Here is a 17,391-nt window from a genome sequence, read left to right on the forward strand (position 1 = left end):
GAAATACAAAACTTGGGGGAGGTTTTTGTTTTGAAAAAGTTTTTTGCTTTACTTATGGCTGTAGTCATGGTTTTCGCCTTGGCTGCTTGTGGCGGCGGTGAAGAACCTGCCGACGACAATGGAGACAACGGCAATGATGTTCAGCCGCCGGAAGATGACAAACTAGTTTACATGGTTACCGACATGGGCGGTGTGGACGATGAGTCCTTTAACCAGTCGGCCTGGGAAGGTCTTACCCGTTTCAAAAATGAAATTGACGGGTGGACAGCGGATGTTATCGAATCCCATCAGGAGGACGACTACACTCCCAACCTGCGGGCTGCAGTCAGTGCCGACGCCGAGTTGGTCTGGGCCATCGGCTACATGATGGCAGAGCAGCTTGATGCGGTCGCCGCCGATAATCCCGATGGCAATTTTGCGATTATCGATTCCGCATCTGAAGAATTGTTGGACAATGTCGCTTATGTTGTGTTTAAAGAGCATGAAGGCTCGTTCCTGGTGGGCATGATTGCCGGTTTGATGACCGAATCGGACACCATCGGCTTCATTGGCGGTATGGAAGGCGATTTGATTATCAAGTTTGAATCCGGTTTTCGTGCCGGTGTTCACGCTGTTAATCCCGACGCCGAAGTGTTGGTTCAATACGCTGATTCCTGGGGCGACACCGCCCGGGGCAACCAGATTGCCACCAATATGATTGGCCAGGGCGCCGATGTTATCTACCACGCTGCTGGCGGCGTTGGCATCGGTGTAGCCGAAGCCTGCGACGATAACGAAGTATGGTTTATCGGCGTTGACATGGATCAGAGCCACCTTACTGAGTACACCTTGACCAGTATGATTAAGCGGGTAGACACCGCCACTTATGAAATCAGCAAACAACTTGCCGAGGGCAACTTCCCTGGTGGCACCGTTCGCGACCTGGGTCTTGCTGAAGAAGGCGTTGGCTATGTCCAGTCTGAACACATCCCCAGCGAGGTCATTGATCAGGTTGAGGATTTAAAGCAAAAAATTATTAATGGTGAGTTGGAAGTTCCTTTCACTCGCGACGCTGTAGACGAATTTAAAGCTAATAACTAACCAGCGAGGGCCAGGTATCTGCCTGGCCCTTTTCTATAGTGGGAGGTGATGTTATGACTGGTCAACCGCCAATAATAGAAATGTGTAACGTTACCAAAATTTTTCCTGGGGTAATTGCCAATGATAAGGTTAATTTAAGCGTCCGCCAGGGTGAGATTCATGCCCTTTTGGGTGAAAACGGCGCCGGCAAGTCCACGTTGATGAATATATTATATGGCTTGTATCAACCCGATGGCGGAGAAATTAACGTTCGCGGTAGACAGGTTACGATTAACGAACCCCGGAAGGCAATTAAGCTGGGAATCGGCATGGTGCACCAGCACTTTATGCTGGTGGAGCCGTTTACCGTGGCGGAAAATTTGATTTTAGGGAGCGAACCGCAGAGGTTTGGGTTCACCGATCAAGGGCACGCAGAGAAGATTGTCCGTGACTTGTCAAAGCAATACGGCTTGGCCGTTGACCCACAGGCAAAGGTGCGGGATATATCTGTTGGTATGCAGCAACGGGTGGAAATCCTGAAAGCGCTATATCGTGGCGCGGAAATACTGATTATGGACGAGCCAACTGCTGTCCTCACTCCCCAAGAAACCACCGAGCTGATCCAGATAATGGAGGCATTGGTCCGGGAAGGGAAGACGATAATTTTTATCACCCATAAGCTAAAAGAAGTTATGGCCGCCAGCCACCGGGTTACTGTCATTCGCAGGGGCCGGACCATCGAAACCCTGGACACAACAGACACAAATATTGATCAATTGGCAAAACTGATGGTCGGCCGGGATGTAAAATTGACGGTGGACAAGCCCCCGGCAAAACCGGAACGTGTAATCCTGGATATCCGCAATCTGCATGTACGGGATTATCGGAACACCGAAGTTGTCCGGGGCATTGATATGCAGGTCCGGGCCGGCGAGATTGTCGGTTTGGCCGGGGTCGACGGCAACGGGCAGACTGAATTGGTGGAAGCAATCACCGGGCTCAGGAAGTCCCAGTCAGGCTCAATCCAATTAAATGGCAGCGATATTACCAACAAATCTCCGCGCAAGGTCACCGAAACGGGAGTCGGTCATATCCCGGAAGACCGTCATAAACGAGGGTTGGTACTGGACTTTGATTTGCGGGAAAACGCAGCTCTTCAGCTGTATTACAAGCCACCTCTGGCAAAATCAAAAATCCTTCAGCGCCAGGAAATGGACACCTATGCCCGCAGACTGATAAAAAATTTCGATGTCAGGACTCCAGGCCCCCATGTAAAGGGCGACAATTTATCTGGGGGCAACCAACAAAAACTTATTATCGCCCGGGAAGTGGAGCGGGATCCCGATTTATTGATTGCCGCTCAACCTACCCGAGGATTAGATGTCGGCGCGATTGAATTTGTGCATAAGCGATTGATTCAGCAACGGGACCAGGGTAAAGCTGTGCTCTTGGTTTCGTTGGAGTTGGATGAAATCCTCGCGCTGGCTGATCGGATTCTGGTTATTTATGAAGGTGAAATTGTTGGAGAGCTGACCGGCGCTCAGGCAAGTGAACAAGAGCTTGGCCTGTTGATGGCCGGCGCCAAGAAGCAGGAGAGGGGGGAAGAGGATGGCCGGGAAGTTAGCTAACTTGAAAAATAAGATTCACAGCTTTATTCAAAACATGGCCACTAAACTGCCTACCCCCGTGGCCAAAGCACTGCGTGTCATATTTTCTGGCCTGTCCCGGCTATGGAATGAGACCAAGATCTCCATCTTCGCGGTACTGTTTGGGCTGCTCGTAGGCGCTATCATCGTACTCACTATTGGCAGGAGCCCAGTAGATGTGTTTCGGGCAGTATATTCCAGTTCTTTTGGCAGCCTCCAGGGGTTCTTTGAGACCATGGCCTATGTGGCGCCCTTGATACTGACAGGACTGGCAATCGCTTTTGCTTTCCGCTGTGGGTTGTTCAATATCGGGGCCGAAGGACAGGTGATTGTCGGGATGTTTGTTTCCGGGTTCATTGGCTTTACCTGGCCGGACTTGCCGACGATAATCTTGCTTCCCAGTGCTATCTTGGGCGGCGCCGTTGCCGGAGCTATTTGGGCAGGAATCCCGGGTCTTTTAAAGGCAAAACTTGGCGTACACGAAGTCGTAAATACAATCATGATGAACCATATTGCCTTTTATCTGGTGAACTGGTTGGTTTCCGGGCCTTACAAGGCGAGCGGCGTGCAGGGGACAGATGCGGTTCCGGCTAACATTCGCTTGACTCGGCTCAGCGATATTTTTGGCACTTCGGCTGCCGATGGGCACACAGGTATTTTTATCGCCCTGGCGGCTGCATTCATTTGTTGGTTTTTACTGTGGCGAACAACCACCGGTTTTGAAGTCAGGGCGACCGGCCTCAACCCGCATGCGGCTGAATACGCCGGTATCAGTGTCGCAAAAAATATCCTGCTGGCGATGTTAATCAGTGGACTGTTTGCAGGTTTGGCCGGTGGCATCCAGACTTTGGGCGTGCGGGGCAGAGTGCTGCAGATGTCTGCTTTTCCGAACCTGGGATTCAATGGAATTGCTGTCGCCTTGATTGGCAAAAATCATCCCCTAGGTGTTATCTTTGGAGCGTTGTTATTTGGAGTTTTGTTACGCGCCGATGCTGCAATACAAATTCAGGCAGATGTTCCCAGGCAGGTGGTAGCAATCATTCAGGCTTCAGTAATCTTCTTTGTCGCTGCCGAACAAATTTTCCACTGGTTGTTTATACGGCGCAAAAAGGAGGTTGTGGTAAATGATTGAGTCGATGGCAATTGCAACGATAATTTACTACACACTCTTTAACGCTGCGCCTTTGATTTTCGCGGCAATTGGCGGCACCTTCACCGAGCGCAGCGGCGTAATCAATATTGCCCTGGAAGGAATAATGGTCATCGGCGCGTTTTTTGGCGCTGCTTTCGCCATGACCAGTGGCAATCCCTGGATCGGGGTGCTGGCGGCAGTAATTGCCGGAGCAATCCTATCCTGGCTGCATGCTGTTGTCAGTATCAAATTTAAGGCCAATCAGGTCGTAAGCGGAACTGCCATCAATCTATTGGCTGTCGGGGTCGCATCATTTATGATGCGTGCTGTTTATGGCAGCGGCGGACAGTTGTTGTTGGGAACTTCACCAAGCTTGCCCCGCTGGTCGCTTTCAAACCTCCTGGCGCCGGTTCCTATTCTTGGCGACTTTATGAATACGCCTTTTATGACCAGGGCTTTTGGCGAACATGCTCCCGGTGTTTATCTTGCTTTTGTTGCGGTGATAGTCGGCCATATCGTTCTGTTTAAGACGCCTTTGGGATTACGTTTGCGGGCTGTCGGTGAACACCCCCGTGCTGCTGATACTTTGGGGGTAAATGTGCCCCGTATGCGCTATCTGGGTGTGCTGATAAGCGGTGTGCTTGCTGGGTTTGCCGGATCAATTCTCTCCATTAGCCCCGGGATGTCCGGGTTTGTGGTCGGCATGATTGCCGGGCGTGGTTTTATCGCTCTGGCGGCAATGATTTTCGGTAAGTGGACTCCCTTTGGCGCCATGGGGGCGTGTCTGTTATTTGGCCTGTCGACTTCCTTTGAAGTCAGCGCCAGCGTGCTTTTCCGAAACGTGCCTTTCCTTCAGTCAGTACCTTCTCAATTCTATACGATGCTGCCATATATCATTACCATGTTAGCTCTAGCGGGCTTTATCGGCCGCAGCACGCCACCTGCTGCATCTGGAATACCTTATGAGACCAATCAATAAAAGAAAACCCATTTCAAAACCCATTTCGGGTTTTCTTTTTGGGTCTTGTCAAATGTTGAGGGAATTTATAAACTCTAGAATTTCCGCCTGCTTCGCATTTACCACAGTAAAATCAGTGTTAGGGACATAGATTTTCTCCATTTTGGCGTGGAGATCTTTTGCCCGCACCAGATAGTTGACCGCCTTTGCGATTGTATCCGAAACTGGTTTCGGCATTGAATCACTGATTGCGCCGGCACTAAATTCTCTGGCGCCCGGCAGGGCAAGTTGATGGGGCGGGTGACTGGAGAATATGCCAAGAACCCCGGGAATATAGATGTGTTCAATATTGCCGGGCTGCAGTCCGCAATACAGGTAGCGGACAGCTGCCCCCTGTGAAGATAGGTGAGCGGCGACTGTTTCTAAAACTTGTGTCTTAAAAAATCGGTCAGTGCCTGATAAAATATATAAATCATTAGTCTCTTTAGCAAGTTCGGCCAGGTAACTTACCGTCCCGGCACTGGTAATCGCAGTTGCGAATGCCTTTTGGCTGCGCCCCTTTGGCAAGCTTGGCAGGGAAGCTATAATCTCCCGGGCAGTGCTGGCGGCGGCTTGCTCAGATGCCGGCGATGCCACAATGGGGCGCGCAGTGTTTAACCAGTGGGCAGCTAGGGACAGCCAACGGTATGCCTCGCTGTAGGAATTGCTAATTGAATCTGCCAGATTCAAGATTTCTGAACGTTTTGTAATTAAGTTTTCTCGATTCCAGGCAATCCCTAGATCTACAATTTCTTGCACGGCACCCGGCAAACGGGGGTCAATTGTATGGGGAGCAGTGCCGTCAAGCACGGAAACCTCAGCATCATGAATAAAAATCCCGTCTAGGGAACCAACATCTGCGGAACAGTGATACAAGTCCACTGGGTGAAACCTGCCTAACTCTTTGGCAAGCGACTTCAGCATCGTCGATTTGCCGACACCGGGACCGCCCTTGAGGATAAACACCCGGTTGGTGGTGTCTGGCGACAGAAAGTTATAAAATGAATAGAAACCGCTGGCAGTATTTGCACCGGCAAAATATTGATATGTCTTCATTTTTTTCGCTCCTTTTGCCCAATCTAATTTATAATACTTGTAATGGGCAAAAACAGTGCAAAGAGTAAGTGACTTTGCTATAATGAAATTTGGGGTGAAATAATGGAATGGTATATGGAATACATCATCCATAATGACCGTCCCGGGTTATTGGGCGATTTGGCTACATTTTTGGGGCTGATGGGTGTAAATATCACGATGATTAATGGCATTGCCAGCCATAAACGCGGTTTGATGCTTCGCTGCAGCGATCCGGCGCGGATTGTCACGATGAAAAATACTTTAACCCAGGCCTCCAATATTGAACTCACCGCTTTTCGGCGTCCAACTTTTATCGACAGAGTTACGCTTCAACACGGCAAGATTCTTCGCCAGGATCCCGAGAAGCATAATACATTTATGTTCACCCGAGATGAATTGGGAATGCTTGTGGATTTTCTGGGGGAGCTTTTGGGCAGGCAACGCCCAGTTGTCGGGATGCGTGGCATGCCCCGGGTGGGTAAATCCGAAGCAGCAATTGCAGCCTGTGTCCATGCCAACAAGAAATGGGTGCTGGTTTCATCCACTTTAATGCGTCAAATTATGCGCAGCACACTCTTGGATGATGAGAGAACCGACGATTGCATCTATATAATCGATGGCATTGTCTCCAGCATCCGCGGTTCCGCCCGGCATAAAGCGTTGGTTCAGGAGGTTCTACAACTACCTGCTCCCAAGATAATCGAACACCCTGATATCTTTATGCGTGAGCTGGATCTTGAACCGGAATTTTTTGATTACACTGTCGAACTAAGGCGTCATGCCGATGAGGAAATAAACTACGAGCTGGTGAGTCAATCCTTTTCTTCATTTGATATTAGTTGAGGAGCGATTATAATGGAGCAAATTATTCAACAACTGATTGAAGCTCGCAAACGGGCAAATCTGAGCCTGGAAGATCTTCAGCAGCGGACAAAAATTTCCCTGCGTCAATTACAGGCCCTAGAAAATGGCGAATGGGAGCAAATCGGGCCCGCTGTATATATTCGGGGGTTTATTCGCCGTTATGCACAGGAGGTTGGGCTGGACCCCGACACATTATTTCATGAGGAAGTGCAAGCGCCTCCGGTATCGCCTCGGCGACGTCCGGCGCGCAGGCGTCGGGAATTCAGCTTCGCTCCTCTGCTGAGGCTTTTATTTGTCATTGCTGTGGCAGCGTTGGTGGTATTTTTAGTCCGCGATGCGATGCTGACCTGGATGCAGCCCGACCCACAAGTGCCGGACCTGCCGCCGATTGATACCGAGGAACCGGATGATGAGGAAGATGAAGATCCGATTGTAGAAGATCCGGAGCCGGAAGATCCCGATTCGGAATTGGAGTTAATTGAAGACGATGACAACAGTGCCGTTTACTCGCTCTTCAACGCAGAAGCCTTAGTGGTAGAGATAGAATTCACTGGCGCCTGCTGGACCCGAAGAAATATCGATGGAGAAGGTAATGTTGAAGAGACCTTCGTCAGCGGCGACGAGGAAGAGTGGAGTGCTGAGGAAACATTCTTCATCCGCTTGGGAGCACCGCAAAACGTGCAAGTTATAGTGAACGGAATTGAAGTTGAAGTCCCAGAGTCGGATACTCCGTTTAATCTCCAAATTAATTTGCAGCCAGAGGAAGATCAGGGGGAGGAATAATGAAAACAGTGGTAGTGGTCAATCTGGGTTGCCCTAAAAACCAGATTGATGCTGAGACAATGCTTGGCCTGATGGCCAGGGCCGGATACGAAATTACAACCCGGTTAGAGGAGGCAGAGGTTATAATCGTCAACACCTGTGGATTCATTGAGCAGGCAAAAGAAGAATCGATTAATAAAATCTTAGAAGTCGCGGAACACAAGAAACATGGTTGCTGCCGACAGCTGATTGTATCAGGTTGTTTATCCCAACGCTACCAGAAGCAATTGCCGGAGCTTTTGCCCGAGGTTGATGCCTATCTTGGCACCGGCAGTATCGAAGACATATTGGATGTTGTTGAGTCCAATGCCAGCCGCCTTGGGCGCCCTTCGCACTATGCTGGGGTTGCTGAGACCGACAGAATGTTTTCCACATGGCCCTACGGCTATCTAAAAATTGCCGAGGGCTGCAATAACAGGTGTTCGTACTGTGTAATCCCCCGCTTACGTGGACGTCTGCGCAGCAAAAATTTGGAGCAGATTGTCAATGAAGCCAAGCGGATGTTGGAGGCCGGGATTAGAGAAATTGTCCTGATTGCCCAGGATTGTTCTGCCTATGGTTTAGACACTAGCGGGCGCAGCCAGCTGGTATCGGTTTTGCAAGCTCTGGAAACTTTGCCGGGGGAATTTCGTGTTCGCGTGTTATACTGTTATCCTGATCATATCAATGATGATTTGATAGACTTTCTATCCCAGTCTGAGAAAGTCGTGCGCTATCTTGACATTCCTTTGCAACACAGTCATCCGGAGATTTTGGCCAGCATGGGACGCAGTAACCGCAATACAGATGTTGAACAATTGGTAGGCAAGTTGCGGGAGCGGATTACCGGCATTGCCCTGCGAACAACATTCATCGTTGGTTATCCCGGAGAGACCGAAACGCATTATCAACATCTCTACGATTTTGCAAAACGCATGAAATTTGCGCAATTGGGTGCGTTTGTCTATTCCCGGGAGCGTGGTACCCGGGCAGCGCGTTTGCCAGACCAGGTGCCAAACGAAGAAAAGCAACGCCGCTATAATTTCTTAATGCAGATGCAGCAGCGGTTAGTGCAGGCCAATAATCAGAGTATGGTTGATTCGGTACACAGAGTTTTAATTGACTATGTAGATTCCCGGCGTCAGATTGCCCAGGGACGCGGCTACTGGCAGGCTCCGGAAATTGACAACAATATTGTAATCGAAGCCAGTTCCCTGAAAGCCGGCACTTTCGTCGATGTGCGAGTTAATGGGGTCAATGGCTATAATCTACGAGGGGTGATTGGATGAACAACCTGGCAAACAAAATAACTATTTTTCGTATTTTTTTGGCACCGCTATTTATGATTCCGATTTTGGTGAAGGTGCCTTATGGAGAGTTTATTGCGGCGTTGGTTTTTGTGATTGCTGCCAGCACCGATGGCTTAGACGGCTATATCGCCCGCAAACACAAAATGGTAACGAACTTTGGCAAATTCCTCGATCCGCTGGCTGACAAACTTCTTGTCACATCCGCTTTGATTACCTTGGCTTGGATGCAGCAAATTCATCCCTTGCCGGTCTTTGTTATTCTCAGTCGGGAATTTGCAGTTACCGGGCTGCGTGTTATTGCCGCCTCAGAAGGCCATGTAATCAGTGCCAGCAAATTGGGCAAATTCAAGACCCTGACGCAAATCATCGCCATCACGGCGCTAACAATTAATGCAGGCATGGACAAGTCTTTGTCATGGTTGCACACAGCTTTAGGATTTCTTCCCGTCTTAGAAATTGCCATGATCAGTCTTTACTTGGCAATAATTATGACAATTGTATCGGGAGTCGATTATTTTGTAAAAAATAAGCATGTGATTCACTTGGGGTAGTTGTCAAACTATCCTTTTTTTGTTAGCGAAAACAAAGACAAGCCATGTTATAATTGATTATGTAAACTAAGGGAGGGGATAAAATGCGTTGGAAAATTTTTATTCCCCTGGCCCTGGCGTTGACTGTTTTCGCCCTGGCAGGCAATCACTTCTGGATGAACTATACAGACCGCGCTTACGCTACAGCGCTCACCGGTGAGTCAATTCAGCAGGTGACAATGGAGCATGATGTCATGTCCATAACTGTGGCGGAAGGATACCGTGTGTCTGATGTGATTTCAGTGTTGGAGGCGAACGCTGACAGCGCTGTTTGGTCCCGGGTCAGGGATATAAGAATGGAACCCAAGTCTGAACATCTGCTGCCTGTGAAAATAACCCGTCAGGTGGATTTGATAGCTGCGCAGGCTCAGGCAACTAAAGAGTATTATACTGCCAGTCTGCTTCTCGAAGAGCTTGCTGTTGAATATGATTTGACAGCTGAGACCCTTCTATGGGGCAATTGGCTGTTTATGGAGTTAAATTCTGATTCCGGAGCATATTACGGCAGGGTGCAATTAAACAAGGGAGGTGCTGCAATTGATTGAAGTTTTGGCCGCTATGGCTGTAGCAGCGCTGACTTTGCTTGCAGTTAATGGTGTCAACATCATGCCCTGGGTTTTGCTGTCGGTGGTTGGATTTATTTTTGTTAAACGCTTCGACTTAATGGACAGAATTCAGGGCGGGGTCAGTGTGACCAATAAACCGGTTAACACAAGTCAACCCTCTTTCGACAGCATTGGCGGACAAAACTCTGCCAAGCGGGAAGTTATCGAGGCCTTAGAGTTGCTTGTTGCCTCCCATGCCAATAAGCTGGGTGTGCGCCCTTTGGGCGGAATTCTGCTAGAAGGTCCGCCGGGAACGGGCAAAACCTTGATGGCTAGGGCAGCTGCAAGCTACACCGATTCGGTATTTGTTTCAGCTGCCGGCAGTGAATTTATTGAAATGTACGCCGGTGTTGGAGCAAAACGGGTTCGGCAATTGTTTGCCGATGCCCGAAAACAGGCCAAACAGCAAAAAAAGCAATCGGCGGTTATTTTTATTGATGAGCTTGATGTAGTCGGTGGCAAGCGGGGGAAGGTTGAAAGCCATCTGGAATATGATCAGACACTGAACCAATTGCTGGTTGAACTGGATGGGATCGAAGACAATCAGGAGATTAAAATATTTGTGTTGGGTGCTACCAACAGAGCAGATCTCCTGGATGATGCCCTAATGCGTCCCGGTCGCTTTGACCGCATTGTCGAAATCGGCATGCCTGACAGCGCCGGACGCCTGGAGATACTCAAAATTCATGCCCAGGACAAGCCTTTGGCCGTTGATGTTGATCTGCAAGAAATAGCTCAGCAGACCTACGGCTTTTCCGGCGCCCACTTGGCAAATCTGGTCAACGAAGCAGCGATTAAGGCAATGCGCAAAAAAGCCACCGAAATTACCGCGGCAGATTTTCTTGAATCCATTGACAAGGTTCAGCTGGGTGAAACCAAAGAGGGGCTTCTCGCTGCCGATGAAAAGAAACGGGTGGCGATTCATGAAACCGGTCACGCCTTGATTAGTGAATGGTTCTTCCCGGGCTCTGTCTCGGCGGTAACAATTGTTCCACGGGCAAAGACACTGGGGTTTATCCGACAAAAGGATGATAAACAACCGACTCTGCAAACCCAGTCATGGCTGGAAAAACAAATTTCTGTATTGCTTGCCGGCGCCGTTGCCGAAGAAATTACCTTTGGCGAGCGAAGTACTGGCGCAGCCAACGACTTCCAACGTGCCCTATCAATCAGCGAAAACATGATTGGTTGCGGCTTGTCGGAGCTTGGAGTTGTGGACGTAAAAAAACTGGATCGGTCTAAATTGCAGGCGGCCTGCACAGAAATCATCGAAAGGTGTACTGCCAGGGTTCGCAAGCTGCTGTTGGATAACCGTGACCAATTGAATATAATTGCCGCTGACTTAACAGAACGCGAGCGATTAACTGGAGAAGAATTCAGGACTCTGATGCGCCACTGATTTTTATCAGTGGTTTTTCTTTATTTCTGGAAATGCGTACAGTACAATAGAAACAGGGAAGTGATAATAATGCCCTTGCTCTATGGGATAACACCGCAAACAATTAGCAAGTTGCTACCGGAGGCGGAGGTTATTGTTGATCCTGCGGGTGTCAGGTTAAAATTGCCTAACGATAAAAATCAGCTTCGTTCCTGGTGGCGGACGCTCTATCCCCACTGGCAGATGGGGGACGCGGACAATTTCACGCTTGTCCGCTATCTGCTGAAACATAAACTAAGTCTGGCTACAGTCGAGTCATGCACCGGCGGGCTGATAGCAAGTTTAATTACCGATGTGCCGGGCGCCAGCGCGATTTTTAGTGCCGGGTTATGCACCTACTCCGCCGCGGCCAAGGTGGAATATCTCCGGCTAAACCCTGCGGATATTCCAGCCGGAGCAGTATCACAAGACCTGACTATTAACATGGCGGTCCGAGTCCGTCAGCGGTCGCGGACCAGTTTGGGATTAGCAACAACTGGCGTTCTGGGTCCTCAGAGTCCGGCGCCCGGCTTGAACCCAGGTCTGGTTTATATTGCCCTCAGTAGTAATGAGCATCAAGTCTGCCGCAGGTTTAATTTCACCGGTAACAGGGAAACCATAAAACAACTGGCAGCTCGGGCAGCGTTGAACTTTTTATTTACATTTTCTGTGAGGTGGACTCAATGGCAAAATTGACACCGATTATTAAAATTGCCCTGGTGGGAATTCTCGGTGCCTTACTGCTTGTATCGGTGCTTTCTCGGCAGGATGCAACTGTATATGCTTTTGATTTTGTGCTCAGCATCCAGATTTTCGATAAGGGCTATACTGTTGTCGACTTGCCGCCTTTGGGGACTGTTCGCGCGCAGACGCATCAGCTTCCATTAATGTTCAGATTGAGTTTGAGTAATATTAATATGCAGCGGCTTGAGGAGATGGTGGCCGGTCAACATCCGGAGATTTTGTTTGACCAGGTCCAAGAAACATTGCGCACTCAAGTTATGCAGTTTTTGCTGCGGGTGCTGGCAATCGCTTTTATTGGTGGCTTTGGCGCCGGGTATGTGTATTCTCGCAATCTAAAAAAATCTGCCCAGGCAGGATTAATTGGGCTGCTTTTGTTCACAGTTCTAATTGGCTCGGCCCTGTACACATATGATGAAAATGCCTTCATCGCACCGGAGTTCGAGGGGGTGATTGAGGCCGCTCCCTGGTTGCTGGGTGTTGCAGAAGAAGCGTTGGCAGCGGTGGAAGACATCGATGTTACTATGCAGGTAATCACCTCCAATCTTTACATGCTCTTTGAGTCCTTGAACTTTCTGCGGCCCCTGGGCACTATTGACGGAGACTTAAAAATTCTACATGTCTCAGATATCCATAACAATCTAATCAGTGTTGCCCTGATTGAACAAATGCTGGTTTCGTTTGATGTCGACTTGATTATTGATACCGGCGATATAACCGATTATGGCACTCCGTTGGAAGCAGAATTGTTAAGGGCGATTAACAATGTAGGGATTCCCTATGTATTTGTGCCCGGCAACCACGATTCCCCGGCGGTGATATCCAGCTTTGGGCGTCTGGAAAATGTATATGTCCTCAATGAAGACTTGCTGTATCTAGAGGAGCTTGATTTGTTGATTGCTGGGATTGCCGATCCGTCAGCAGCTGACACGGCAATGGCGGTGCGTCCTCATGAGGAGTACTTGCATGCGGCAGAACGGTTGCGGGAATTAGTTGAAGAGGCGGAGCGGCCGCCGGATATTATTGCCGCTCATCATGCTTGGATAGTAAATGAGTTTACCGACTTGCCCTCACTGCTGCTCCATGGTCACAGCCATCGCTCAGATATCGAGGTTGCGGGAGAGACATTCCTTATCGATGCTGGTTCCACAGGTGGTGCCGGAATCCGTGGTTTGATGACCCGGGAGGAAATGCCATACAGCATGGTCCTGCTTCACATGAACAGGTATAATGAACGTTGGCGTCCGGTTGCTGGCGATATCGTCCGGGTTAACAACCTAAATGCCGGCTTCACCCTTGAACGCCACCTGCTGCGGCCCATACTTCCGGAAATCCTTCAGGAAGAACAAGAGGAGACGCCGGAACAACCGGATGTAGAACTAGGCGATGAGGAGGAGTGAGATGCGCATATTTTTTGCGATTTCCATTCCTGAGACCTGCCAGCGGAGGATAGCTGCCGCCAGGAAAGATATCAAACTAAATGCCATGCCCCGCTGGGTGCCAGCGGAAAATTATCATCTGACCTTGCATTTTATTGACGATACGACCCCGGCAGAAGCAGAGAAACTGAAAGCCCATGCGACAGCAGTGGCAACCAAAGTGCCCGCCTTTACCTGTGTTGTAGGGGGATGGGGTTGTTTCCCAAATTCAAGGCGGCCAAGAGTGCTATATGCGGATATTCACAAGGGTCGTGAGGAAATTATCACCTTATCACGACTGCTTCAGGTAGGCGGTGGTAAGCAACAAGAACAGCTCACTCCCCACCTGACTGTTGCCAGGTCCGGGGAATCCGCCACCGTTGAACTGTCCCGGCAAGCGACGCTGCTAGCGGAATTTACTGTTGACCGGTTCGTCCTTTATGCCAGTGAACTGACCCCGACGGGAGCACGATACACTGTTCTGGAAGATTATGCGCTTGCAGGTATTGCCAAAAGCGAATAGATGTTCTATAATGTACCAAAATTACAGGGGGTAATTATGGACAAGCAAAAGGCGTTGGATATGGCCGTTCAACAAATAGAGCGACAGTTTGGCAAAGGGTCAATTATGAAATTGGGCGAAAATGCCGCCCTCAATGTTTCTGTGATTTCCAGTGGTTGTCTAGCTCTGGATATTGCCCTGGGAACAGGCGGTTTTCCCCGAGGCAGGGTAGTGGAAATTTTCGGACCCGAGTCATCGGGCAAAACAACAGTTGCGCTGCATGTGGTTGCAGAAGCACAACGCATGGGGGGCACCGCGGCATTTGTCGATGCTGAACATGCATTAGATCCCGCCTATGCCCGTAAGCTGGGAGTTAATTTGGACGACCTCTATGTTTCACAACCAGATACCGGCGAACAGGCTCTGGAAATAGCAGAAGCCCTGGTGCGCAGCGGCGCTGTGGACGTGGTGGTGGTGGACTCGGTTGCAGCACTTGTTCCCAAAGCGGAAATTGAAGGAGAAATGGGCGATTCCCACGTGGGACTGCAGGCACGTCTAATGTCTCAGGCACTGCGAAAACTGTCTGGCGCCATCAGCAAATCAAAAACCACGGCTATCTTTATCAACCAAATTCGGGAGAAAGTTGGCGTAATGTTTGGTAATCCGGAAGTGACCCCTGGGGGACGGGCCTTAAAGTTTTATGCTTCCGTGCGCCTGGATGTGCGACGTATCGAATCATTGAAGCGCGGTAATGATGTTGTCGGCAACAGAACTCGAGTAAAGGTTGTCAAGAATAAAGTGGCGCCACCGTTTCGTTTGGCTGAGTTTGACATTATGTACGGCGAGGGCATTTCCCGTGAAGGTTCAATTTTAGATTTAGCGGCTGATTTGGACATTGTCAGCAAGAGCGGCGCTTGGTATTCGCTGGATGCAGAGAGACTGGGGCAGGGAAGGGAAAACGCCAAACAGTTTTTGGTGGAAAATCCGGAAATTACCCAGCAAATCGAAGAACGGGTCCGCAGTCATTACGGCCTTGTCAGTGAGCCGGCGCCAGATACCGGAGAATAATTGTGAATGCTGTTTCCAGGGCATTAAATTATCTTGCCCGCCGTTCCCGAACTGAGCAAGAAATAAGAACCTACCTTAAGGATAAAGGCCATCATGAGGCTGAAATCAATCAATGTATCGAAAAGCTAAAGCACTATCAGTATCTTGATGATCACCGAACTGCCCGGGAGTTTGTCGCATACCGCGAGCGTTCCAAACCAATGGGGCGGTTCCGGCTTAAGCGGGAATTGCAGAGTCGGGGAGTGACTCAAGCAATCATTGAAGAAGTGTTGGCGGAGTTTGACGGTGAAAAAGAGCTTGCACTGGCCCGCCAAGCGATTGCAAACAAGAATTTCACTTCCCAGCAAAAATTAACCAGGTACTTGCTCTATCGGGGTTTTTCTTATGAACAAGCTGCCAAAATCTGGCGGGACGAATTTGCTAGAAATGATTAAACTTGACATAAGGGGTAGAAAAGTTTAAAATTATAGATGGCTAATTTTACAAAAACCATTTTTGTTTTTCTTTTCAGCCCCTAAGGCTTTTACTATATAAAATATATTGGATAAATTGGATATTCCTTTTATATTTTATAAGCCAGGGGCACTTGGCTTATTTTTATTCCCGCTGGGAGGTGATGGATTTGGATACACCAACATGGATTATGTTGGTTTTGGCAAGTTCGGCCCTGGCGATTTTCATTGGGTATTTTATACGCAAATATATTGCAGAAGCGAAAATTGCCTCTGCGGAAGAAGCGGCAAAAAATATCATCAATGATTCAATCAAGGAAGCCGATGCCAAAAAACGCGAAGTAATACTCGAAGCGAAAGAGGAAGTTCATAAGTTACGGACAGAATTTGACAATGAAATCAAAGAACGGCGTCAGGAACAGCAGAGAATTGACAAGCGCCTGACCCAAAAAGAAGAATCACTGGATCGTAAGATTGAGAACATCGAGCGCAAAGAAGAGTTTATTCAGAAAAAAGAGAACGAGATCAAGAGTCTAGAGCAAAAGGTACAGAATCTCCATCAGCAGCAAGTGCAGGAATTAGAACGTCTCTCCGGGTTGTCATCGGGAGAAGCTCGGGAACTGTTGCTGCAGAACGTCGAAAAAGAAATTCGGCATGAAACTGCCCAATTGATTAAAGACATTGAGACTCAAGCCAAGACCGAGTCGGAAAAACGTGCCCGAGAAATTGTGTCCCAGGCTGTTCAGCGTTGCGCTGCTGACCACGTGGCAGAGACCACTGTGTCGGTGGTTAATCTCCCCAACGACGAAATGAAGGGCAGGATTATCGGTCGCGAGGGTCGGAATATCCGTGCACTTGAAACCCTGACCGGGATTGACCTGATCATCGATGACACACCCGAGGCGGTTATTGTATCTGGATTTGATCCTGTCCGGAGGGAAGTTGCGCGGATTGCCCTGGAAAAACTGATTTCCGATGGCAGGATTCATCCTGGTAGGATTGAAGAGATGGTCAACCGCGCACAGAAAGAAGTGGAAAATCAAATTCGTGAAGAAGGGGAACAGGCCACCTTCGACAGTGGTGTTCACGGCCTTCATCCCGAACTGGTTAAGTTGCTGGGACGGCTTAAGTTCCGTACAAGTTATGGACAAAATGTGCTCAAACATTCCTTGGAAGTTTGTCATTTAGCCGGTATCATGGCAGCAGAACTTGGTGCGGACATAAAGCTGGCTAAACGTGCCGGATTGCTTCACGACATTGGTAAAGCAGTAGACCATGAAATGGAAGGCCCCCATGTTGCGATTGGCGCAGAACTGGCCCGCAAATACAGGGAAACCCCGGAAGTTATTCATGGAATCGCTGCCCACCATGGCGATGAAGAAGCCCAAACTATTGAGGCAGTGCTAGTGCAAGCTGCCGACGCCATCTCCGCTGCCCGGCCTGGCGCCCGTAGAGAAACGCTTGAATCTTATATTAAGCGTCTTGAAAAGCTGGAAACTATTGCCGAGTCTTTCGATGGTGTCGATAAGTCTTACGCAATTCAGGCAGGACGTGAAATCCGAATACTCGTCAAGCCCGATCGAATTGATGATGTGCTCGCCACCCAAATGGCCAGAGACATTGTCAAGCGCATAGAAGGCGAGTTAGACTATCCTGGTCAGATAAAAGTTACAGTAATTCGCGAGACAAGAGCAGTGGAATACGCCAGGTAA

General features: G+C 49.2%; 17 protein-coding genes. 16 read left to right on the forward strand and 1 reads right to left on the reverse strand.

What is annotated here, in order from left to right:
- The first annotated feature begins 54 nt into the window (after positions 1 to 54).
- Genes FH749_03240 through FH749_03255 form a run of 4 tightly spaced genes read left to right on the forward strand, consistent with a single transcriptional unit; the run spans position 55 to position 4,816 of the window.
- Positions 55 to 1,080, forward strand: coding sequence for a BMP family ABC transporter substrate-binding protein (locus FH749_03240; GenBank protein ID MTI94490.1), 1,026 nt, complete (start codon positions 55 to 57; stop codon positions 1,078 to 1,080).
- 53 nt (positions 1,081 to 1,133) lie between these two features.
- Positions 1,134 to 2,687: an ABC transporter ATP-binding protein gene (locus tag FH749_03245; GenBank protein ID MTI94491.1), complete on the forward strand. Its 1,554-nt coding sequence runs from the start codon at positions 1,134 to 1,136 to the stop codon at positions 2,685 to 2,687.
- 34 nt (positions 2,688 to 2,721) lie between these two features.
- Positions 2,722 to 3,837, forward strand: a complete 1,116-nt coding sequence (locus FH749_03250) for an ABC transporter permease (protein MTI94492.1) — start codon at positions 2,722 to 2,724, stop codon at positions 3,835 to 3,837.
- Positions 3,830 to 4,816: an ABC transporter permease gene (locus FH749_03255; protein ID MTI94493.1), complete on the forward strand. Its 987-nt coding sequence runs from the start codon at positions 3,830 to 3,832 to the stop codon at positions 4,814 to 4,816. Before FH749_03250 ends, FH749_03255 begins: the two co-directional genes overlap by 8 nt.
- A 48-nt stretch (positions 4,817 to 4,864) precedes the next feature.
- Here the strand turns inward: FH749_03255 and FH749_03260 are convergent, their stop codons facing one another.
- Positions 4,865 to 5,890, reverse strand: coding sequence for a hypothetical protein (locus tag FH749_03260; GenBank protein MTI94494.1), 1,026 nt, complete (start codon positions 5,888 to 5,890; stop codon positions 4,865 to 4,867).
- 102 nt (positions 5,891 to 5,992) lie between these two features.
- Between FH749_03260 and FH749_03265 the strand changes: the two genes are divergently transcribed.
- From FH749_03265 to rny, 12 genes are all read left to right on the forward strand, one after another.
- Positions 5,993 to 6,754 carry a DUF3388 domain-containing protein gene (locus tag FH749_03265; GenBank protein ID MTI94495.1) on the forward strand — a complete coding sequence of 254 codons (762 nt, stop codon included), beginning with the start codon at positions 5,993 to 5,995 and terminating at the stop codon, positions 6,752 to 6,754.
- Between the two features lie 12 nt (positions 6,755 to 6,766).
- On the forward strand, positions 6,767 to 7,558 hold the full coding sequence (locus tag FH749_03270) for a helix-turn-helix domain-containing protein (protein ID MTI94496.1): 792 nt from the start codon (positions 6,767 to 6,769) through the stop codon (positions 7,556 to 7,558).
- Complete coding sequence (gene rimO / locus FH749_03275) at positions 7,558 to 8,865, forward strand: 30S ribosomal protein S12 methylthiotransferase RimO (GenBank protein ID MTI94497.1); 1,308 nt, start codon at positions 7,558 to 7,560, stop codon at positions 8,863 to 8,865. Before FH749_03270 ends, rimO begins: the two co-directional genes overlap by 1 nt.
- Positions 8,862 to 9,437 (forward strand): CDP-diacylglycerol--glycerol-3-phosphate 3-phosphatidyltransferase, encoded by a 576-nt coding sequence (gene pgsA, locus FH749_03280; GenBank protein ID MTI94498.1) that lies wholly within the window; start codon positions 8,862 to 8,864, stop codon positions 9,435 to 9,437. Before rimO ends, pgsA begins: the two co-directional genes overlap by 4 nt.
- A gap of 83 nt (positions 9,438 to 9,520) precedes the next feature.
- Complete coding sequence (locus tag FH749_03285; GenBank protein MTI94499.1) at positions 9,521 to 10,021, forward strand: hypothetical protein; 501 nt, start codon at positions 9,521 to 9,523, stop codon at positions 10,019 to 10,021.
- A gap of 13 nt (positions 10,022 to 10,034) precedes the next feature.
- A complete protein-coding gene (locus FH749_03290; protein ID MTI94500.1) occupies positions 10,035 to 11,480 on the forward strand; it encodes an AAA family ATPase in 1,446 nt (481 codons plus the stop codon).
- Positions 11,481 to 11,549: 69 nt separating this feature from the next.
- Positions 11,550 to 12,194, forward strand: coding sequence for a CinA family protein (locus FH749_03295; GenBank protein ID MTI94501.1), 645 nt, complete (start codon positions 11,550 to 11,552; stop codon positions 12,192 to 12,194).
- Entirely contained in the window at positions 12,182 to 13,639 is a 1,458-nt protein-coding gene (locus FH749_03300; protein ID MTI94502.1) for a metallophosphoesterase, read from the forward strand. The genes FH749_03295 and FH749_03300 overlap by 13 nt, the downstream gene beginning before the upstream one ends.
- Positions 13,626 to 14,180, forward strand: a complete 555-nt coding sequence (gene thpR / locus FH749_03305) for an RNA 2',3'-cyclic phosphodiesterase (GenBank protein ID MTI94503.1) — start codon at positions 13,626 to 13,628, stop codon at positions 14,178 to 14,180. Before FH749_03300 ends, thpR begins: the two co-directional genes overlap by 14 nt.
- Positions 14,181 to 14,213: 33 nt before the next feature.
- Positions 14,214 to 15,227 (forward strand): recombinase RecA, encoded by a 1,014-nt coding sequence (recA, locus tag FH749_03310; GenBank protein ID MTI94504.1) that lies wholly within the window; start codon positions 14,214 to 14,216, stop codon positions 15,225 to 15,227.
- Positions 15,224 to 15,661, forward strand: coding sequence for a regulatory protein RecX (locus tag FH749_03315; GenBank protein MTI94505.1), 438 nt, complete (start codon positions 15,224 to 15,226; stop codon positions 15,659 to 15,661). Before recA ends, FH749_03315 begins: the two co-directional genes overlap by 4 nt.
- A gap of 182 nt (positions 15,662 to 15,843) precedes the next feature.
- A complete protein-coding gene (gene rny, locus FH749_03320) occupies positions 15,844 to 17,391 on the forward strand; it encodes a ribonuclease Y (GenBank protein ID MTI94506.1) in 1,548 nt (515 codons plus the stop codon).

It is taken from the genome of Bacillota bacterium (genome assembly GCA_009711825.1).
In the GTDB taxonomy this organism is placed as follows: Bacteria; Bacillota; Proteinivoracia; order UBA4975; family VEMY01; genus VEMY01.